The sequence below is a fragment of the Streptosporangium sp. H16 genome, from assembly GCF_051918855.1.
In the GTDB taxonomy this organism is placed as follows: domain Bacteria; phylum Actinomycetota; class Actinomycetes; order Streptosporangiales; family Streptosporangiaceae; genus Streptosporangium.
This window is the reverse complement of record NZ_JBPXMD010000010.1, coordinates 256,723-275,964: the sequence shown is the minus strand read 5'-3', so window position 1 is coordinate 275,964 and position 19,242 is coordinate 256,723. Positions and strand designations below refer to the sequence as shown.

The 19,242-nt window shown below is 72.5% G+C and carries 13 protein-coding genes and 1 pseudogene; 3 read left to right on the top strand and 11 right to left on the bottom strand.

Annotated features, from left to right (window positions below; all coding sequences use genetic code 11):
• Window positions 1–242: 242 nt before the first annotated feature.
• Window positions 243–1,415: a methyltransferase, FxLD system gene (gene fxlM / locus ACTOQ2_RS19430; RefSeq protein ID WP_440101062.1), complete on the bottom strand. Its 1,173-nt coding sequence runs from the start codon at window positions 1,413–1,415 to the stop codon at window positions 243–245.
• Window positions 1,416–1,651: 236 nt separating this feature from the next.
• Here fxlM and ACTOQ2_RS19425 point away from each other — a divergent pair, with 236 nt between their 5' ends.
• Complete coding sequence (locus ACTOQ2_RS19425) at window positions 1,652–2,107, top strand: hypothetical protein (RefSeq protein ID WP_440101060.1); 456 nt, start codon at window positions 1,652–1,654, stop codon at window positions 2,105–2,107.
• Window positions 2,108–2,261: 154 nt separating this feature from the next.
• On the opposite strand, the gene ACTOQ2_RS19420 is transcribed toward ACTOQ2_RS19425, so the two are convergent.
• The 9 genes and pseudogenes from ACTOQ2_RS19420 to ACTOQ2_RS19380 all read right to left on the bottom strand — a co-directional run bounded on the left by ACTOQ2_RS19420 (window position 2,262) and on the right by ACTOQ2_RS19380 (window position 14,391).
• Complete coding sequence (locus ACTOQ2_RS19420; RefSeq protein WP_440064369.1) at window positions 2,262–2,690, bottom strand: VOC family protein; 429 nt, start codon at window positions 2,688–2,690, stop codon at window positions 2,262–2,264.
• An 8-nt stretch (window positions 2,691–2,698) separates the two neighbouring features.
• Entirely contained in the window at window positions 2,699–3,691 is a 993-nt protein-coding gene (locus tag ACTOQ2_RS19415) for an NAD-dependent epimerase/dehydratase family protein (RefSeq protein ID WP_440101059.1), read from the bottom strand.
• Window positions 3,692–3,759: 68 nt separating this feature from the next.
• Entirely contained in the window at window positions 3,760–6,018 is a 2,259-nt protein-coding gene (locus ACTOQ2_RS19410; protein ID WP_440101057.1) for a SulP family inorganic anion transporter, read from the bottom strand.
• A 72-nt stretch (window positions 6,019–6,090) separates the two neighbouring features.
• Window positions 6,091–7,719: a hypothetical protein gene (locus tag ACTOQ2_RS19405; protein WP_440101055.1), complete on the bottom strand. Its 1,629-nt coding sequence runs from the start codon at window positions 7,717–7,719 to the stop codon at window positions 6,091–6,093.
• Between the two features lie 183 nt (window positions 7,720–7,902).
• Window positions 7,903–8,469 (bottom strand): YbhB/YbcL family Raf kinase inhibitor-like protein, encoded by a 567-nt coding sequence (locus ACTOQ2_RS19400; protein ID WP_440101053.1) that lies wholly within the window; start codon window positions 8,467–8,469, stop codon window positions 7,903–7,905.
• Window positions 8,470–8,480: 11 nt separating this feature from the next.
• Window positions 8,481–8,855: pseudogene (locus tag ACTOQ2_RS19395) on the bottom strand (hypothetical protein); the annotation flags it as partial.
• Between the two features lie 204 nt (window positions 8,856–9,059).
• Entirely contained in the window at window positions 9,060–12,146 is a 3,087-nt protein-coding gene (locus ACTOQ2_RS19390) for an SNF2-related protein (RefSeq protein WP_440101116.1), read from the bottom strand.
• A 452-nt stretch (window positions 12,147–12,598) separates the two neighbouring features.
• Window positions 12,599–13,408: an ABC transporter permease gene (locus tag ACTOQ2_RS19385; RefSeq protein WP_440101051.1), complete on the bottom strand. Its 810-nt coding sequence runs from the start codon at window positions 13,406–13,408 to the stop codon at window positions 12,599–12,601.
• Window positions 13,405–14,391: an ATP-binding cassette domain-containing protein gene (locus tag ACTOQ2_RS19380; RefSeq protein ID WP_440064359.1), complete on the bottom strand. Its 987-nt coding sequence runs from the start codon at window positions 14,389–14,391 to the stop codon at window positions 13,405–13,407. Before ACTOQ2_RS19380 ends, ACTOQ2_RS19385 begins: the two co-directional genes overlap by 4 nt.
• A 243-nt stretch (window positions 14,392–14,634) precedes the next feature.
• Here ACTOQ2_RS19380 and ACTOQ2_RS19375 point away from each other — a divergent pair, with 243 nt between their 5' ends.
• Both ACTOQ2_RS19375 and ACTOQ2_RS19370 read left to right on the top strand, forming a co-directional pair.
• Window positions 14,635–15,243 carry a PH domain-containing protein gene (locus ACTOQ2_RS19375; protein WP_440064357.1) on the top strand — a complete coding sequence of 203 codons (609 nt, stop codon included), beginning with the start codon at window positions 14,635–14,637 and terminating at the stop codon, window positions 15,241–15,243.
• Window positions 15,240–17,261: a PH domain-containing protein gene (locus ACTOQ2_RS19370; protein WP_440101049.1), complete on the top strand. Its 2,022-nt coding sequence runs from the start codon at window positions 15,240–15,242 to the stop codon at window positions 17,259–17,261. Before ACTOQ2_RS19375 ends, ACTOQ2_RS19370 begins: the two co-directional genes overlap by 4 nt.
• 57 nt (window positions 17,262–17,318) lie before the next feature.
• On the opposite strand, the gene sepH is transcribed toward ACTOQ2_RS19370, so the two are convergent.
• Window positions 17,319–19,223 carry a septation protein SepH gene (gene sepH / locus ACTOQ2_RS19365; RefSeq protein WP_440101047.1) on the bottom strand — a complete coding sequence of 635 codons (1,905 nt, stop codon included), beginning with the start codon at window positions 19,221–19,223 and terminating at the stop codon, window positions 17,319–17,321.
• Window positions 19,224–19,242: the final 19 nt, after the last annotated feature.

The window sequence follows — 19,242 nt, the reverse complement described above, 5'->3', positions numbered from 1 at the left end:
CCTGTTCCCGCGACGCGAGGCCGACCCTCGTCTCAGCCTCGCATCGCCACCGCCAGGGAACGCGCCCCCGCGCGCGTCCTGGTGATCCTCTGCCAAGATTTGGCGTCGCCCGGGGACCCGGCACGGGGGAAGGCCGAGGCCTGCCGCTCTGCGTCGCCAACCGGTGCTCCAAGTAAGAACGTGAGGCGGTCCCGGCCACCGGCCGGGACCGCCTGCTTTCGGGCGTGTGCGGGAGGTACGGGTCAGAGGTCTTTCCAGGACAGGGCGAGCGTGGTGTGGCGCTTGCGGATGAGCAGCCCGCCGTCGGGCGGGTCACCCCGGTAGGCGTCGATGCGAAGCCCCGACGTCATGGGCCTGTCCGCCATGTCCCACGCCTGGATGTGGGCGACCAACTCGCTCGCCAGCCGCATCCTGTCCGGACCGTGGCCGCGCGCGATCAGGGTCCCGTCCGGTGACGGCTCCAGCAGGCAGAGGTTGTCGCGCTCGACGATGCCGACGGCCATCCTGAAGCCCGTCATGTCGAGCGGGGGCGAGGCCAGCCACCCGGGCCGCGCCTCCGAGATCGTGCACCAGCGGGGCTCGTGCACCGCGAGCCACAGGCTCAACCCGTCGAGGAGCTGGGAGAGGCCGGCGCTGATCTCGGTGGACAGCTCGACCACGGGTCCGTCGAGCGCCCCCAGCACGTCGCCGATCTCGCTCGCCTCGGGCAGCGAGATCGCCAGGTCGGACTCCCGGTCCAGCACCAGCGTCGTCTCCGGACCGGCGAAGGGGCCGCGCATCCGCATGAACCCGCAGGGCAGCACCGAACGGCTCGTCCAGTGCCCGTTGTCCCGCTCCATCGCCACCGAGCGCTGCACCCCCCGCAGGTCCAGCGGGGCGACGAGGCGCCCGCCGGGCGCGAGCTGATCCAGCCACGCCGGGGCGAGATCCCACACGCCGACCGTGGCGATCACCCGGTCGTAGGGCGCCTCCGGGGAGAACCCCTCTGCGCCGTCGCCGCACACCAGCCTCACCTCGGGGTGGCCCGCGGCCGCCAGGTGCTCACCGGCCGCCGCCACCAGGTCGGGGTCGATGTCGACGCTCACGACCAGGCCCTCCGGTCCCACCAGATGGGCGAGCAGAGCGGCGTTGTAGCCCGTTCCCGTCCCGATCTCCAGCACCCGCTGTCCCGGCCGCACGCCGAGCTGGTCGAGCATCAGGGCCATGATCGCCGGCTGGGAGGAGGAACTGATCGGGCGGCCCTCCGCGTCGCGCTTGGTCACGATCGCGTCGTCCTGGTAGACGGCCTCAGCCGCGAGCCGCGGCAGGAACACATGGCGCGGCACCGCCCGCAACGCGTCGGCCACGACCCTGCTGATGCCCCGCGTGCGTACCCGCGAGACCAGCTCTTCCCGTAACGCGTGCCACTCAGTCATCGCCGACCTCCGTGCCGTATGCGTAGTGCCCTGAGTTATATGCCCCCGCACATGTCGAACGTCTCCGTGGTGCGCCGTCTCCCGGCCCCCTCCGTGCTGGAATCGGGCGGGAAAGCGCACGGGTCCGGGCGCCGTGACGGTACCCCTCATACGGGTGCCGCGCAACGCCCACGCGGGCGCGAAATTTCTGCGCCCGATTGGCTGAGAATGGAAGAGAACGGCTTTAACATCCCAGCATGAACAGCGATTTCGACTTCCTGCACGGCACCTGGGACATAGACAACCGCAGGCTCCTCAAACCGCTGAGCGGAGAAGACGAGTGGGAGGAGTTTCCCAGCGTCGCCGTCTGCCGCGGTTTCTTCGACGGCGCCGGCGTCTTCGACGAGATCACCTTCCCCACGAAGGGCTTCAAGGGGGCGTCGATACGAACCTTCGACGTCGAACGCGAACTGTGGGCGATCTACTGGGTCGACAGCAAGACCGGAGTCATGCACAATCCCGTCTTCGGCAGGTTCGCCGACGGCAAGGGCGTGTTCCACGGCGACGAGACCCGCGAAGGCACGCCCATCCGGATGCGGTACACCTGGTCGGAGATCACGCCGACCTCGGCCCTGTGGGAGCAGGCGTTCTCCGCGGACGGGGAGAAGACCTGGGAGACCAACTGGACGATGAGGCATACCCGCCGCGCGTGACACGGCACAGGGCCCGGGTGGGTGGAGGGCGGAATCGGCCGCCCTCCACCTTCGGCCCTGGGAGCGTGGACCGCTGTCCGGCATTCGGGGGACGGAGCCGGACAGCGATGAATCTATGCGTCCACCAGCGCGATGTATGCGTAGAAATGCATGCTTACTGCAGGCAGAACTCGTTGCCCTCGGGATCGGTCATGACCGTCCAGTACTCGCCGTGCTCCTCCACCGTCCGCACCTCGACGGCCCCCAGCGCGACGAGCCGTCCCACCTCCGCCTCCACGAGCTTGCGGCGCTCCTCCAGCGGCGTGCCGGAAGGACCGCCCACGTTGACGTCCAGGTGGAGGCGGTTCTTGGCGGTCTTGCCCTCGGGCACGCGCTGGAAGTAGAAGCGGGGCCGCCCCTCGGCCGGGTCCACGATGGCGGACCGGTTGGAATGCTGCTCCTCGGGGATGCCCTGGGCGTTCGCCCAGGCCTCCCAGCTGTCGAACCCCTCGGGAGGCGGCTGGAGGCGGTAACCGAGGGCCTCCGCCCAGAAGGCGGCGAGCGACGGCGGATCGTGGGCGTCGAAAGTGAGCTGGATGTCCATGGAAACCCCTATGCCCACTCGGCGAGGATTCTGGCCTCCTTCTCGGGATCGATGCCGTGCCCGCGGAACGACCGCTCCGCCGGGGGGACGTCGCGCAGCCACGCCCAGGTGTCGCGTACGGTCTCGGCGACCGGGCGGCAGGTCAGCCCGGCCGCGAGGGCCTTCGCCGACGACGTCAGCCAGACCGCGGCGAACTCGGGATCGTCCGGCGCCCAGACGGGGAACTCCGTCCACGGCCGCACCTCCCGGTCGAGCAGGAACCGGTCGTCGGCCCAGACGAACTCGGCGTCGGAGCCGGTCACCGCGCGGCACTCGGCCAGCCAGCCGCCGTAGGTGACGTTGCCCGGCACCCCGCCGGCGAGGAACCGGTCGGCCTTCCCGGCCTCGGTGCGGTCGAGGACGAACGTGGCGAGGTCACGCACGTCGATGACCTGCATCGCGCGGTCCGGGTCGCCAGGTGCCAGGACCCGCCCGCCCCGGGAGATCCGGTCCAGCCACCAGGGCAGGCGGCCCACGTCCTCGTACGGGCCGAGGATGAGACCCGGCTGGACGATCAGAGCGTTGCCCTCGAAGCCCTCCTCCACCGCCCGCTCGCACCCCGCCTTGAGCATGCCGTACTCGCCGTCCTCCGGCCCCGCGTCCGGCGCGCACTCGTATCGTGGCGAGCTCTCGTCGCACTCCTTCACCGGGAAGTCGGCGAGTGCCGAGATGCTGGAGATGTACGTGTAGACGCCCGCCCGGCCGCTGAGCCGGCGCACCGACTCGCCGACCACCCTCGGGATCCTGCCCATGACGTCGATGACGGCGTCCCACTCCCGGCCCTCCACTAGGCGGTCCAGGTCGGCGGGCACCTCGCGGTCGCCCCTGACCGCCTCCACGCCCGGCAGGTCCACCCCGCTGCGCCCCCGGTTGAACGTCGTGACCTCGTGCCCGCGCCGCAGCGCCTCTTCCGTGATCGCCCGGCCGAGGAAGACCGAGCCACCGATGATCAGCATTCTCATAGCGCCTCATCCTGGGCGCCCGGCCGGTGCGTGACCACAGGCTTTCACCCGTGGCGCAAGGCATCCGCTCAGAGCGGACGGCTCGCGGTCGGAGGATGCTCCAGCAGGTGCACCCGGGCGGTGCCGATGTCGAAGTACATGCCGACCAGCTCCAAGTGCCCGGCCCGGAACAGCCGGTCCACCTGCGGGTAGGTCCGCAGGTTCTCCAGCTGCTGGATCACGTTGACCCGGCAGAGGCGGTCCAGCGGCCCGTCGTCCTCACCGGCGCTCTCGCCCGAGATGAACCTCGCCAGGGTGTGGTTGCCGTGGCGCATCCAGCGGCCGAACGCGGGCAGGCCCGCCGCCTTCTCGCCCCCGCTGAGCAGCGCGGCCATCGCCCCGCAGCCCGAGTGCCCGCAGACCGTGATGGTGCGGACGTTGAGCGAGCCCGTGGCGTACTCGATCGCCGCCGCCACCGAGTCGTCCGCCGGCACCGACCCCAGCCGGGGCACCAGGTTGCCGAGGTTGCGGACGGTGAACAGGTCGCCGGGACCGCTGGCGGTGATCAGGTTCGGCACGATGCGGGAGTCGGCGCAGGTGATGAAGAGATGCGAGGGCTCCTGCCCGCGGGCCATGTCGTGCAGGAGGGGGCGGACCAGCGGAGCCGTCCGCCGGTGGAACTCCCGCGCCCCGGCCAGCAGGTCGGGCACGGCGGGACTCACGGGGCCGTCGTCGCGGGGCGCGTGCCGGGCGGCGAGCAGCGGCTGGCGGTTCGTCCGCTGCCCGTTCCGCCGGTGGGACCAGGGCAGCCACCACCGGTCGGGAGCGCGGGGCGGCGTCTTGGCGGGGAACACCCGGACCCCGCTGGCCGCCATGGCGTACCACTCGTCGTGGATCTCGTCGATGTTCACGGTCCCGCCGGCGCGCTCGTACTCGTTCCGCCAGTCGTGGATGGCCTCGAAGGCCGCGTTGTCCATGAAGTCGATGTTCAGGTCGAGGTCGACCGCGGCCCCCGCGGGGATGGCCCGCAGCTCCGAGGTGAGCGTGGGCACCCCCAGGAAGGTCAGCGAGCCGGCGATCACCACGTGCCAGCGGCCGTCGGGCTCGGCCATGGCCCGCACGGTCACCCGGGTGAGGCGGCGCAACGCGAACAGCGCGGCGAGACCGAGGCCGACCAGCACGCCCTCGGCGAGACCGAGCAGCACCACCCCGGCCATCGTGACGACGTACACCGGGACCTCGCTGTGGCCGCGCAGGTTGCGCAGATGCCCCATGTTGACCATCTGCACGCCGATGAAGACCAGGAGCGCGGCCAGCGCCTCCATCGGGATCAGCGCGATCATCCACCCCAGCCCGACCGCGAACAGCAGGATCCAGATCCCGTGCATGATCGTGGACCACCGGCTGCGGGCCCCGGCGCGGACGTTGGTGGTGCTGCGGACGATGACCCCGGCCACGGGCAGCCCGCCCAGCGCGCCGGTCACCATGTTGGCCACGCCCTGGCCGGTGAGCTCCCTGTCGAGGTCGGAGCGCCTGCCGTCGTGCAGCTTGTCGACCGCCACCGAGCAGAGCAGCGACTCCACCCCGGCGAGCAGGGCCACGAGCAGCACCGCCCCGATGATCCCGTGCCAGTCGCCCTGGGGCCAGACGGGGCCGGCCCAGGAGTCCAGGCTGGCCGACAGGTCGATCCGGGTGACCTCCCAGCCGAGCGCCCAGGCGGTCACCGAGGCGACGAGCAGGGCCGCCAGCGGCGCCGGGAGGTTCCGCAGCTGCTGCGGCAGGCGGGTCCAGGCGACCAGGACCGCGATGGTCAGCAGACCGGCGAAGACCGCGTGCGTGTGATTGTGGATGATCTGGTGGGGCAGCTCGATCAGGTTCTCGATCGCGGAGCGCTGCGGGCTTCCGCCGAGCACCACGTGCAACTGGGCGAGGGCGATCACCACGCCCACCCCGGCCAGCATGCCGTGCACCACGGCGGGGGAGACCGCCAGCGCCGAGCGGGCGACCCGGCAGACGCCCAGCAGCAGCTGCAGGGCGCCCGCGAGCAGAGTGATCATGCAGGTGGCCCGCCAGCCGTACGTGACCACGAGATCGGCCACCACCAGGGAGAGCCCGGCCGCCGGCCCGCTCACCTGGACGACGGAGCCGCCCAGGAAACCCGCCACGACGCCGCCCACCACACCGGCGATGAGTCCCGCCGCAAGCGGCGCTCCCGAGGCGACCGCGATGCCCAGAGAGAGGGGTACGGCCACCAGGAAGACCACCAGGGAGGCGGGCAGATCATGTCGCAGCACGGGGGCGAGGCCACCCGCTGTCAGAACACCGTCGCTCTTCGTGTCCGTCTCCATGGGGCAGACCTTACGGTGCTGCCCCTCGCCATCCGGGTGTTTACCCGAGGCCTTTACGGAGGACGGAAAGAATCAGCGGTAATAGTCGGGGTAGTCGGGCTCCTGGGCCCGGTGGTGGTTGCCCCGAGAGCTTGCCCGGCCTCGTGCGTCGGAGCCGGTGGCCGCGGCCTCGGGGGCCGGCGCCGTGCCGTAGAGCTCGCCGTAGCTCGGCCAGCTCGCCGCGTCACTCCCGTTGGGAGTGCCGGGCTCCGGCCAGGCGGCCGGGCTGACCGGGCTGGCCTGTCGGGGCTCGTAGCCGTATCCACCCGGCGATCCGCCCGTCGCCGCCCCGCCCCGCGGGTCGGCCGGACGGTCCGGGGTGGAGGAGAAGGTCCGGGAGGGGCCGGTCGAGGTGGAGACCGCCGGGCTCGGGCCGGTGATCGCGTCGTCCTCGATGGTGGCCCAGCCCGAGCTGACCTCGTACGAGCCGGAGGGCGGAGCGCTGTAGACCGGCGTCTGGTAGGAGGAGTAGGAGGGGCCGGGGTCGTCGAGGATGTCGGCGGTGTTCGCCGCCGGCCAGCCTCCCGACGAGGGGTTCGTGGCCTGAGCCCACGGGTTGTCCGCCGGGTTGCCGGTCTTGGGCGGCTGCGACGGGGTGCGGTAGGAGGCGGCGAGCGGGTCGGGCGCGGCCGCGGCGGGGAAGCCGCCGCTGGTCGTGGGGCCCATGGGGGGCATCGGGGCACCGCCGCCGGGACCGGCGCCGGGACGGCCGCCGGCCGGGCCGGGCCGGGCGCCGGGAGCGCCGTTGCCGGCCGCGGTGGAGGCGGCGCCGCTGGGCCGGGAACCCGCGCCGTTCGCCGCGGAGCCCGCGCCGCGGCGGGAGTAGGAGCCGCCGAGCGGGTCGTTCAGCGGGTCGGGCCGGGTCGGGCCGTTGCCCTGGGCGGACCGGGGCGAGCCGCCGCCCTGGGCGGACCGGGGCAAGCCGCCGTTGCCCTGGGCGGTCGGCTGCGAGGACGCCCTGTTGCCGCCGCGACGGGAGCTCGCCCGCGAGGGGCGGGCCTCGCCGAAGGCGCCAGGAGTGGGAGCCGCGAAGGTCACGGTCTTCTGCTCGGCGAGCGAGGCGGCCGTGGGAGCCGGGTTCGGCTGGACCGGGGCCACCAGGTCGGAGAGACCGGAGGGCAGCGAGGCGGAGGCGATGGCCGGTTCGGCGGCGGGCCTGGCGGGTGGGGCCGAGGGGCGTTGCGGGGTGCCGCGGGACGGCTGGGGCCTGGTCGGCAGCGGGGCCTGCACGGTCACCGCGTCGGCGTCGACCTTCTGGTCGTCCTGCTCGACGGGACGGCTCGCGCCCATCCGAGCCGCCAAGGACCCTCCGAAACCGCCCTCGTCGGCCTGGAGCCGCGTCCAGTAGTCGTCGTCGTAGTCGTCCACCTGGCCGAACTCGTTCAGCCCGCGCTTGCCCCGCGAGCTCGGCGGCCGCGGCTGGCGTGGCGGCTTCGGCTCGTCGAACGGGGTCAGGTCGGGGGTGAAATGGTTCATCTTCGGTTCTCTGGTGGCGAAGTCGTCGCTGGACATGGTCGGAGTCAGCGCCTCCTTCTCCGCCATCTCCCGCAGACGCTCCGCGGGGAGTGCGCTCTCCCTGCGGTTCATCGACCGCATTCCCAGTGCCACGACGACGAGCACGAGGAGCACGACGGCGACCAGGCTTACTACGACCGCGATCATTGCACCACCCTCAAGGCCATGGCCTTACAGCGGCGCCGGTGAGGTCGCGCGGCCATCGACGCGACCTGCCCCCATGCATCACCTGCGCTCGGACATTGGATCTGATTGTGTCGGACCACTATGAGCGTTGTCACACCCTAAGTGAAGAATCGGTAACCATTACTACCTCCGGTGTTTGGCCAGTCACTCGATGTGCGCCGCGGTGAGCCGTCCCCAGGCGATCGTCTTGTCCGCGATGCTCTTCAAGGTCTTGTCGAGGAAGGTTCCCTTACGAAGATCGACCTTGCCGTCCAGCGCGTAGACAGTGAAACGATAGTTCTCCTGGGCGTCGCACGGAGGGCTATAGCCCACCTTGCCACTCGTCGTGCTCCCTTCGACGGCTCCCACCGGGACGCTACCCTCCGGTAGCTCATTAGTCCGCGGATCGATATCGAAAACGACCCAGTTCACCTCGCCGCCGGTCCGGGAGTTGTTGTCCACCACGATCGCGACGGACTTCGTTCCCTCCGGCACGCGGGACCAGCGGAGCGGCGGGTTACCGGCCGAACCCTTGCACGAGTAGTCGGACGGCAGGGGGCCGCCGTCTCTGACCTGAGGGCTGGAGACGGCGATCGGCTCCAGCTGCAACCGTTCCGTCGAGGCCATGCCGTTGGCCATCCCGCAGCCCGAGGACATGACGACGAGCGCCGCGGCCACCGTCACCTTCGAGATGTGCCGCGGGCGGCGCGTAGACGTTTTCGGCTGCCCCATGCCCGATGATGCTACGCGGGTCTGGAAGATGTGCAGACCGGATCGCGAGGTTCTGTTGCGGGGAAAAAGCCGGAAATATGGGAAAATCGAGGGACGGAAGGGGCTGGAGTGACTTCCAAAACGAGTTTCGCCCGCCCGCCGGAGTGGCGGGCCCGGAGCCTCAGTCGCCGCCCAGTTCCCGGTAGGGCTTCCTGAGCAGATCGACCAGAGGGATGTGCCGCACCTTGACCGCGGGCGGCTCGAGAGCCCGCAGCAGCAGGTCGGCCGGGGCTCCGGCGACGTCGGGCCGGGGCCGCAGGCGGTTCAGGGAGACGGCGGGGGAGTAGAAGTCCCCGATCCGCTCCTCGAAGGTCTGTTCCTCGGAAGTCCGTTTCTCGAAGGTTCGTTTCCCGGAGGTCCGCTCGTCGGCGGTTAGTTCCTCGGAGGTTCGCTCACCGGCGGTTAGTTCTTCGAAGGCCCGCTTCCTGGCGGTCCGTTCCTCAGAGGTTCGCTCTTTGGCGGTCCGTTCCTCGGAAGCTCGCTCCTTGGCGGTCCGTTCCCCGGAGGCCCGCCCGTCCAACGGCCTGCCGCCGGATCCGGTGTCGTCCATGTCAGCTCACCGCCCCGGGACCGAGCCGGAACAGCTCGCGCAGCTGGTCGGTGGACAGGTCGGTGATCCAGTCCTCGCCGGTGCCGACCACGCTCTGGGCGAGGGCCTTCTTGCGTTCGATCATCTCGTCGATCCGCTCCTCCAGCGTGTCAAGGCAGATGAACTTTCTGACCTGGACGTTTCTGGTCTGGCCGATCCGGAAGGCCCGGTCGGTCGCCTGGTCTTCGACGGCGGGGTTCCACCAGCGGTCCACGTGGACGACGTGGGTGGCGGCGGTCAGGTTCAGGCCGGTGCCGGCCGCCTTGAGCGACAGCAGGAACAGCATCGGCTCGTCGTCGTTCTGGAAGCGCTCCACCAGCGCGTCGCGTCTGCCCTTGGGCAGCCCGCCGTGCAGCCACAGCACCGGCCGGTCCAGGTGGGCGGCCAGATAGGGCTGCAGCAGGGCGCCGAACGCGGCGTACTGGGTGAAGACCAGGGCCTTGTCGCCCTCCTCGACGATCTCCTCGGCCAGCTCCTCCAGTCGGGCCAGCTTGCCCGACCGGCCCGCCAGCCGTGAGCCGTCCTTCAGCAGCTGGGCCGGGTGGTTGCAGACCTGTTTGAGCTTCGTCATGGTCGCCAGCACGTTGCCACGCCGCTCGATGCCGGTGGAGGCGTCGATCTTTCCCAGCATCTCGCCGGTCACGGCCCTGTACAGCTCCGCCTGCTCCGGGGTAAGGGTGCACCAGACCTTCATCTCCTGCTTGTCCGGCAGGTCGGAGATGATCGAGCGGTCGGTCTTGAGCCGCCGCAGCACGAACGGGCCGGTGGCCCGCTTCAGCGCCGCGGTGGCGTCGGGGTCGCGCCGGGTCTCGATCGGCTCCTGGTAGCGGGTCCTGAACCGTCTGGCCGGGCCGAGCAGGCCGGGGTTGCAGAACTCCATGATCGACCAGAGCTCCGCCAGGTGGTTCTCCACCGGCGTGCCCGTCAGCGCCAGCCGGGTGCGGGCGGGAATGGACCGCACCGCCCTGGACTGCTGCGCCGAGCTGTTCTTGATCGCCTGCGCCTCGTCGCAGACCACCCGCTCCCACCCGAGTCCCGCGAGCGCCCCCAGGTCCCGCAGCGCGGTGCCGTACGTGGTGACGACCAGGTCGGCCTCCCGCACGGCGGCGGCCAGCTCCTCGTCGCGCCTGCGCGTGCCGCCGTGGTGGACGTGGACGCGGAGCGACGGGGCGAACCTGGACGCCTCCTTCTGCCAGTTGCCGATCAGCGACATCGGGCAGACCAGCAGCGTCGGGGCGGGCGTACCGGTCTCGCGCTCGGCCAGCAGGAGCGAGAGGGCCGAGATGGTCTTCCCGAGGCCCATGTCGTCGGCCAGGATGCCCCCCAGGCCGAGCCCCGACAGGAAGCTCAGCCAGGACAGGCCGCGTTCCTGGTAGGGGCGGAGGGATCCGCGCAGCGCCCGGGGCGTGGCGACCGGGGTGAGACGGCGGTCGGCCTCGCCGGAGAGAAGGTCGCCCAGCAGGCCGTCCGCGTCGACCGCGATCAGCGGCAGCCTCTCGTCCCCGCCCTCCACGACCTCGCGGATCACCTCGCTGACGGTCCTCTCGCCGCCGCCGCGCTGCTCGATCACCTTGAGGGCGGCCTTGACCTGCTGGTCGTCCAGCTCGACCCACCGGTCCTTGACTCGTACCAGGGGGATGCGGAGCCCGGCCAGCCCGGCCAGCTCCTCCGCGCTGATCGTGTGGTCGCCGACGGCGACGTCCAGCCGGACGCTCACCCGCCCGCCGAGGCCGAACCCCTCGCCCCCGTCGTCGCTGCCGTCACCGCCGTCACCGGCGAGCGTTCGGGTGGTCAGCTTCAGGCCCAGCCCCTGCCGTCCGGCCCAGGCCGGCAGCCGTACGCCGTATCCCGCCGCCCTGAGCATGGGCGCGCCGTTGCGGAGGAACGAGAACGCCCAGGCCGTCTCGACCGTCAGGGCGACCGGCTCGGGGGCGCGCAACGCGACGTGGAGGTCGGGATGAAGGCGTACGGCCCGGCCGAGGCCGGCGCGGATCAGCTCCTCGGGCCGCTCGGGCAGCCACGGCGCCCGCTCGCCGGCCCGGATCCGCTCGGCCGACAGATACCGGGCGGGCCCGCGGTCCTCACGCCCCCGGCCGGTCCCGCCGTCCTCTCCGCTCCCGTCGCCTTCGCCTTCCCGGTCTCCCGGGTGCTCCGCGAGGCTTTCGCCTTCCCGGTCTCCCCGTCGCTCCCCGTCGCCTTCGCCTTCCCGGTCTTCCGAGTGCTCCGCGGGGCTTTCGCGTCCCCCGCCGGGGGCGGTGTCCAGGTCATCCGCCGGGGAGAGGCCGAACTCGACCCTCCAGGAGTCGCCGTCGTCGGCGGGTTCGATGAGCCGGAAGCAGACCCTGACCGGCCCGTCCAGCTCGTGCGCCGACGTGAGCCAGCCGGTCAGGGCCTCGCCGAGCTCCGTGACCTCGTCCTGCCTCGCACCGGGGAGCGAGGCGTCCTCGCCGGTCAGCGCGTACAGCCAGCGGTCGGGCAGGGCGGTCTTGGGGCCGGGACGGTTGCCGAGGATCAGGCGGCCGGGCAGCGAAAGCCGCGCCGCGCCGTCGACCAGGGCCTCCAGAACCTCGCCCAGCACCTCCCCGGCCGGTCTCTCGCGCACCGCCGCCCTGCACACCGGCGGCATCGCGCCGGCGAGGCCGGGCAGCGCGGCCAGGTCGGCGCCGGTCAGCACCGGGCGCCAGCGGGCCGCGTGGACGTCGCCCTCGAAGGCGAGCTGGGGCAGGATCCGGCCGCGCCGGACCAGGCCGCGAGCGTGCTCGGCGACCACCGCGAGGTAGCGCAGCGAGAGGGCGGGCTCCCAGGCGAGATCCTCGGCGCCGCCCGCGCTTCCGGCGGTGAGACCGGCGGGGACGGGGCCGAGGTCCGGCAGCGAGCCGAGCAGGCCGAGCGCGCCGGCCGGCCGGAACAGCAGGGCGGGAACCCGCCAGGCGGAGATCCTCGGATTCCGGGCCCGGCTCGCCAGGCCGGACTCGGGAGAAGGCAGCGGGCCCGAGGTCGAACCGGGGAGCAGGACGACCAGCTCCCCCTCGACGACCGTGGTGTTCATCAGGGTCACAGCGCTCCCGCCGCTCCCGCCGCTCCCGCCGCTCCCGCCGCTCCCGGCACTCGTGACGCCCGGGATACGCGCGACGGCGGGGACGCCCGTGGCTCCAGGGGTGCCCGGGACGGCCCCCTGGAGGCCCGTCCCGCCCCCGCGGCCCCCGCCCGCACCTCGGGGGAGGACCCCACCCGAAACTTCGCTTAGAGGCTCATTCACGGCTTCTTTTGATAAATCCCCCGAAACGCCACCGAGGGCGGCGGCCAGCGCGGTCGTGGACGCCGCGAAGGGGTGCGGGCGCAGGGCGGCGCGGGAGACGGACGCGGGGGTCCGGACGGTGTCCTCCGCCCAGACCCCCACGAACCCGTCCACCCACACGCCATGGACCACGAGCACGTGTGACCACCCCTGGTTCTTCGTCGCATAGCGGGCGTCACCCCCGAGCCCGGCCTGCCGACAGACTAGACGTGGCTGCGGAACGCGCGGATCGCCAGCGGGGCGAAGACCACGGCGAAACCCGCGGCCCAGAGCAGCGAGAAGAAGGTGGCCTGGCCGACGTCGCCGCCGATGAGCAGGCCGCGGATGGCGTCCGCCAGATGCGTGACGGGGTTGATGTCCGACCAGGTCTTCAGCCAGGACGGGAAGGTGGCGGAGGGCACCAGCGCGCTGCTGGTGAAGGTGAGCGGCATCATCGTGGAGAAGGAGATCATCTGCACCTTCTCGGGGCTGGAGGCCTTCAGGCCGATCAGCACCGACATCCAGGACATCGCCAGGGCGACCACGACCAGCAGGGCCAGCGCACCCAGCAGGCCGAGGACGCTGGTGGTCACCCGGAAGCCCAGCACCATGCCGAAACCGATCAGCAGGGCGAACGCCCACACCTGCTTGACGGTGTCGGCGATGATGCGTCCCGACAGGGGCGCGGTGCGGGCGATGGGCAGGCTGCGCAGCCGGTCGAAGACGCCCTTGGTGATGTCGGTGTTGAGGCCGATCGCGGTGGACAGCGTGTAGAACAGGGCGTTCTGCACGAGCAGGCCGGGCAGGGCGAACTGCAGGTAGTCGCCGGTGGATCCGGAGATGGCGCCACCGAAGACGTAGGTGAACAGCAGCAGGAACATGATGGGCTGGATGCTCAGATCCAGCAGCTCCCACGGGTTGTGCTTGATCTGGACCAGGCTGCGCCAGGCCAGTGTCATGGTCTGCTGCAGCGTGGCCAGGGGAGTGACGCGCCTGGCGGCCACCTGCGGGATGGTCGTCGTCAGCGTGGTCATGCGAAGATCTCTTCTTTCTGAGGGGTGCCCTCGTCCTTGGGGTCGCTCTCGTCGTCGGGCAGGCGGCCGGTGAGGGACAGGAAGACCTCGTCCAGGCTGGACTTGCGCAGCGCGAGCTCCGAGGCGATGACGCCCTGGTCGTCGAGGAGGCGCACGATCGCGGGGACGACCGCGGGATCGTGGACGGGGGCGGTGGCCCTGCCCCCGTCGAGATCGGGCGCCTCGCCCAGCACGTCGGCCATGATCTTGCCCACCAGGTCGAGGTGCTCGGCCCGCAGGGGGCGCACCTCCAGGACCTGGGCGCCGGTGGTCGCCTTGAGCTGGTCGGAGGTGCCGGAGGCGATGACCTTGCCGTGGTCGAAGACGACGATGTCGTCGGCGAGCTGGTCGGCCTCCTCCAGATACTGGGTGGTGAGCAGCACCGTGACGCCGTCGGCCATCAGGCCGCGCACCACGCTCCACAGGTCGGTGCGGCTGCGCGGGTCGAGCCCGGTGGTGGGCTCGTCGAGGAAGAGCACCTGGGGGCGGCCGACCAGGCTGGCGGCCAGGTCGAGGCGGCGGCGCATGCCGCCGGAGTAGGTCTTGGTGGCGCGCCCGCCGGCGTCGGACAGGTCGAAGCGTTTCAGCAGCTCGCTCGCGCGTGCCCGGGAGTCGGCACGGGTCATGCCCAGCAGGCGGCCGATCATCATCAGGTTCTCGACGCCGGTGAGCATCTCGTCGACGGCGGCGTACTGGCCCGTCAGGCCGATCAGCGAGCGCACCTGGTGTGCCTGGCGCGTCACGTCGTAGCCGCCGACGCTGGCGGTGCCGCCGTCGGGGCGCAGCAAGGTCGCCAGGATGCGCACCGCGGTGGTCTTGCCCGCCCCGTTGGGGCCCAGCACGCCCAGCAGCCGCCCCTGTGGCACGACGAGATCCACCCCGTCCAGCGCTCGGGTCTCCCCGTAGCGCTTCACCAGGCCCTCGGCCTGGATCGCATAGGTCATCGCTCGCACCTTTCAGTAATCATCGGACCTCCAGCATGCACTGCGGCCCCGACACTTTTTGAGCCTCAGCTGGGCCGGAGACGGGGAAACCTTGGTTGATCGCCGAAATGCGGCCGACGGGGGGCGTCCTGCCGAGGCGCCCGTTTCCCGGCCCGCCGCGCCGCTCTCCCCGGTGCCCGGGGGAGTCCCTTCCGTGACGCCGCCGGAACGCCCTGCCGGGACAAGAGCGTTTAGGCTGACAGCGTGAGCGACCGAGCCGATGAGCACAGCGCCGCCTCCGAGGAGGCCAAGGCGGCCGGTCTGCCGGGTGAGCGCCGCGCCGGCGCTCCCGGGCGCACCGGCGTCTCCCTGCGCGCCCCCGCCAACCCGGTCTCCCGCAAGGCCATCCTGCTGTGGTTGCTGGAGGGACTGTTCTGGTCCGTTCTCCTGGCCGGGGGTTCCTTCTTCCTGGCCGGGTGGATCGACGAGGACCCGTGGTCCTGGCTGCCCGGGTGGGCGCTCGACAACATCCGGTGGCTGCCGTGGCTGGTGGTGCTGCTCCTGGTCCCGGGCACGCTCGTCGAGCCGTTCTGGCGGTACGCCGTGCACCGGTGGGAGCTCAGCGGGGACGTCGTCTACGCCCGTTCCGGGTGGCTCAGCAGGGAATGGGTGTTCGTCCCCGTCAGCAGGATCCAGACGGTCGACAAGGCGCAGGGCTGGTTCGAGCGCCTGCTGGGCCTGGCCACGGTCGAGATCCGCACCGCCTCCCACGCGGGCTCGTCCACCATCAAGGGTCTTGAGTACGAGGTCGCCGCCGGACTGGCCGAGAGCCTCGCCCGCCGCGCGGAAGAGCTCAGGGACGACGCGACATGACCGAATCCTCCTCCGGCTCCAGCCGTCCGCCGACCGACCGTCCGCCGGCCGCACACGTGCCTGAGGGGCGTCCGCCGGCTGGACCCGACCCGCAGGCCGGGCCGGACGGTCCCGCGGCGGGCGCGTGGACCGCCCCCGACGACGGCGGCGCCCCGGGTTCCCTCGGTGGCGTGCCGGGCCACCCGCCCGTCCAGGGCGGTGACGGGCCGGGTCTCCCGCAGGTGCCCGGCGGCGACGGGCCGGGTCTCCCGCGTGTGCCCGGCGGCGAGGTGGCCGCGGGAGCCGTACCGGGAGGGGCCCCGGTCCCGCCGGGCGCGGAGGGGACGGGAGGCGTGCCGGCGGAGAGGACGCCGACGGAGAGGCCCCTGCGGCTCAGCCCGAAGGTGCTGCTGACCGATCCGATCAGGATGCTGCCCTCGCTCCTCCTGCCGCTGGCCGGTGTCCTGTTCCTCGGCGGTTTCTCCCTCGGGTCGTTCGGGTGGGCGGCGATGGCCGTCGTCGGCTCCGTCGTGTTCGCGGCCGTGCGCTGGGCCACCTTCACCTACCAGATCGTCGGCGACAGGCTGGAACTCACCCGGTCGCTGATCAGCAGGTCGGTGCGGACGATCCCGCTGGAGCGGATCCGCGGCGTCGACGTCAGCGCCCCGCCGCTGCACCGCCTGCTCGGCATCGCCGTCCTGCGGATCGACACCGGCGCGGGCGGAGACGAGAAGCAGGAGGGCGAGCTCGACGGCGTCACCGTCGAGGAGGGGGAGCGGCTCAAGGCCGTGCTGCTCTGGCACGCGCGCGCCCGGACGGCGAGACGCGTCCGGGCGCGCGGGGCGGCTTCGGCGGCAGGGACCGCCTCCGGTTCCACCGAGCTCACCGCCGGCGTGCCCGGCCCGCCCGGCGTGCCCGGCCCGCCCGGCGTGCCCGCCGGGGCGCGGAAGGGAGCGGCCGGATCCTCCGCTCGCCACGAGGTGGGCGACACGACCCCCGACCGGGTGTTCTTCGTGATGCCGTGGAAGTGGCTCGCGTACGGCCCCCTCTCCGGCGCCTACCTGCTGACCCCGTTCGCGCTGGTGGCCGGTGCCGTGGGCCTGGCGTTCCAGTGGGGCAGCGAGTTCAGGATCGACAGGCGGGTCGTGGTGGGTGTGGGGGAGTGGATCTGGCAGCATCCGCCCCTGCTCGTCGCGGCCGTGGTGCTGCTGGTCCTGGCCATGCCGGTGATCGCTGTGATCATGTACGCGGTGTTCAACTGGGACTTCACCCTCCGCGCGAGCGAGGGATACCTGATCGCCGGGCGCGGTCTGATCACGCGCAGGAGCGTGTCGCTGGAGCGGCGCAGGGTGCGGGGGTTCGAGTTCGTCGAGGGACCGGCCGAGCGCCGGGCGGGGCTCGGCCGCGCGTGGGCGATAGTGACCGGTCTCGGCGACTCGGAGACCCGGGGCCAGCTGATGCCCGTGGCCCCGAGGGACATCGTGCTCGACGTGGTGGGCGAGGCGGTCGGCCCGATCGCCACCGGGCTGCGGCCGCACCCGCCGGCGGCGCGCAGGCGCAGGCTGTTCCGGGCGATCTTCCCGTGGGCGGTGATCGCCGCCTGCACGGTGCCGGCCGCCCTGCTGTGGTCGGGGCTCTGGTGGGTTCTCGCGGCGCCCGCCCTGCTCCTCGCGCTGCTGGGCGTACCACTCGGCCTCGACCGGTACCGGTCCCTCGGTCACACGTACGACGGGAGCCGCCTGTCGGTCCGGTCGGGGTCGCTGCGACGCTCCCAGGCGGTGGTGGAGGAGCGGGCCGTGGTCGGCTGGACCCTGAGCCAGACCTGGTTCCAGCGCCGCGCCGGCCTGCTGACCGTGACCGCGGGCGTGGGGGCGGGCGCCGGCGGCTACGCGGCCCTCGACGTCGGCGAGGCCGAGGGGCCCGCCTTCGCCGCGGAGGTGACCCCCGCCTGGCTCACCCCGTTCCTCATTCCGGATATCCCAGATATCCCAGATACTCCGGACGCCGCTGCCGCTCCGGACGCCGCCGGGGGCGGCTGACATACGACGAGGCGGGGACGACCGGTGTCCCGGTCGTCCCCGCCTCGCGCGGTGCGGTCAGTCCTGGCGGCGAGCGCCGAACATGATCTCGTCCCAGGTGGGCACGGACGCGCGCCGTCCCCGGGACTTCTTGGCAGGCCGCGCCGGAGCCGGTGCCGGCTTCGGCGGCTCCGCGGGCTTCTCCGCCGCGGGCTTGTCGACCTTGGTCTCCTGCATTGCCCCCGTGTCCCCCTGTGTCTCTTGCCTGCCCGGCTCGGCCTTGGCCCGCTCGTCCACGCTGACGCGCGCCGCCGGTACAGCTATCGAACCCTCCTGGGCCGATCCGGTCTCCGGCGCGGGTTCGGAGGCGGGGGTCTCCTTCGCCGCGACGGTCTTCTCCGCTTTCGCGGAAGCCTGCTCGACGGTCTTTCCGGCGGCGGGGGATCGCTGGTCGGCGGGGCCGGACGGGACGGCGGCCGGAGCGGGCTCGGCCGGCTCGGGCGTGGCCGCCGCGGGGGGCGGCGAGGGCTTCGCGACCTCGGCGACCTCGGCGACCTCGGGAGTCTTCACGACCTCCGGGGTCTTCGCCACCTCCGGTGCCCGCACGACCTCCGGCGCCTTCGCCGCCGCGGGCTCGGCCACGGTCTCCGGCCCGGTGACCGCTTCCCCGGGGGGAGTGGCCGGTCCGTGCTCGGGAGACGGCTCTCGCGGGATGACCTGCTCCCCCGTGACGGATCCGTGCGCGGCGGGCGCCGGTTCCGGCGCGGCCACCGCAGGCGGTTCGGCCGCCGTCGCGGCGGGCTGAGGCGCTGGGACGGGCCGCGGCGCGACGGGCGCCGGGGGCTCCGGCTCCGGGGCGGTGAGCGGCTCGTACGCGGCCGGTGTGACCGGCTCGTACGCGGCCGGCTCGTACGTGACAGGCTCGTGCGCCGCCGGGGTGACCGGCTCGTACGGGGGCGGGTACGGGGCGAGGGGCTCGGGCAGCACCGGCTCGGGGGGCCTGACCCGCGTGACGGGGTCGGCACCCTGGGCCGCGGGGGAGGCTGGCTCGGGGGCCCTTTCCTGCTGGTGCCCGGCCGGGTCGGGAGCGCGCAGCGGCGGCACCGACACCCTCGGCGCCTCGTATCCGGCGGGGAGCGGGGGCATGGGCGGCTGCTGGTAGGCGGCAGGGGACGCCGAGGGCGCCGAGGGCGCTGCCGGCGCGGGGGGCGTCGAGGACGCGGGGGGCGCTGAGGGCTCGACCTGGGCGTAGGCGGGCCGGGGCTGGACAGGGGTCTCGTGCCGCAGGACCGAGGGGAAGGCCACCGGTGGCTGGTTCAGCGGCTCGGGGGCCAGCGGCGGCACCGGCGCGAGCTTGGCCACGCGCGGAACGAACGGCGTGACCGTGGTGTCCTCGAACGGCTCGACGTCCTCGCCGCTGGACAGCCGCAGGGCCTCGTCGTCGTGGGGCGTGATGTGGCGCCGGCGCGGGTCGAAGAGCCACTCGGCGTTGCGCGTGTGACCGTTCCACACGAAACCGAGCTTGATGCGCCACATGTTGTCGTCCCGCTTGGCGGAGTCCCACTCGATCTCGTCGGCGGGGACGCCACGGCGGGTCAGCCGCTCGGCGACCAGGTCGCCGAGGGTGGGACCGGGAGCGGAGTCGCCGGGCAGGCGTACGGCGCAGCGCTGCGCCTGCTGTGCCATGTACTCACGTTCCTGGAGCACGGGGCCCTCGAACCACCGCACGCGCTCGACCGGGATTCCCGCCGTGTTGGCGATCTCCTCCGCGGTCTCGCCGGCACGGATCCGGGCCTGGATCTCCTTGGGGCGCAACGGACTCTCCACTTCGATCTCGTACTGGCCGAGACGGGAGAAGTTGCCGCGGACGGCAGCACGGAGCCGGTCGTCGACGGGCAGCGTGAACCGGGTTCCCCGGCCGGCTGTCGCCAGCACGAGATAGGTCCCGTCCTCACTCACCGCGACGAGTCGGAGCTCCTGCATGCGAGTCCCTTCGTCGTCG

Coding starts and splice junctions, on each gene's coding strand:
- ACTOQ2_RS19390 (WP_440101116.1), bottom strand. CDS start 12,146: ATGAACACCACGGTCGTCGAGGGGGAGCTGGTCGTCCTGCTCCCCGGT.
- ACTOQ2_RS19370 (WP_440101049.1), top strand. CDS start 15,240: ATGACCGAATCCTCCTCCGGCTCCAGCCGTCCGCCGACCGACCGTCCG.
- ACTOQ2_RS19380 (WP_440064359.1), bottom strand. CDS start 14,391: ATGACCTATGCGATCCAGGCCGAGGGCCTGGTGAAGCGCTACGGGGAG.
- fxlM (WP_440101062.1), bottom strand. CDS start 1,415: ATGACTGAGTGGCACGCGTTACGGGAAGAGCTGGTCTCGCGGGTACGC.
- ACTOQ2_RS19420 (WP_440064369.1), bottom strand. CDS start 2,690: ATGGACATCCAGCTCACTTTCGACGCCCACGATCCGCCGTCGCTCGCC.
- ACTOQ2_RS19410 (WP_440101057.1), bottom strand. CDS start 6,018: ATGGAGACGGACACGAAGAGCGACGGTGTTCTGACAGCGGGTGGCCTC.
- ACTOQ2_RS19415 (WP_440101059.1), bottom strand. CDS start 3,691: ATGAGAATGCTGATCATCGGTGGCTCGGTCTTCCTCGGCCGGGCGATC.
- ACTOQ2_RS19405 (WP_440101055.1), bottom strand. CDS start 7,719: ATGATCGCGGTCGTAGTAAGCCTGGTCGCCGTCGTGCTCCTCGTGCTC.
- ACTOQ2_RS19425 (WP_440101060.1), top strand. CDS start 1,652: ATGAACAGCGATTTCGACTTCCTGCACGGCACCTGGGACATAGACAAC.
- sepH (WP_440101047.1), bottom strand. CDS start 19,223: ATGCAGGAGCTCCGACTCGTCGCGGTGAGTGAGGACGGGACCTATCTC.
- ACTOQ2_RS19400 (WP_440101053.1), bottom strand. CDS start 8,469: ATGGGGCAGCCGAAAACGTCTACGCGCCGCCCGCGGCACATCTCGAAG.
- ACTOQ2_RS19385 (WP_440101051.1), bottom strand. CDS start 13,408: ATGACCACGCTGACGACGACCATCCCGCAGGTGGCCGCCAGGCGCGTC.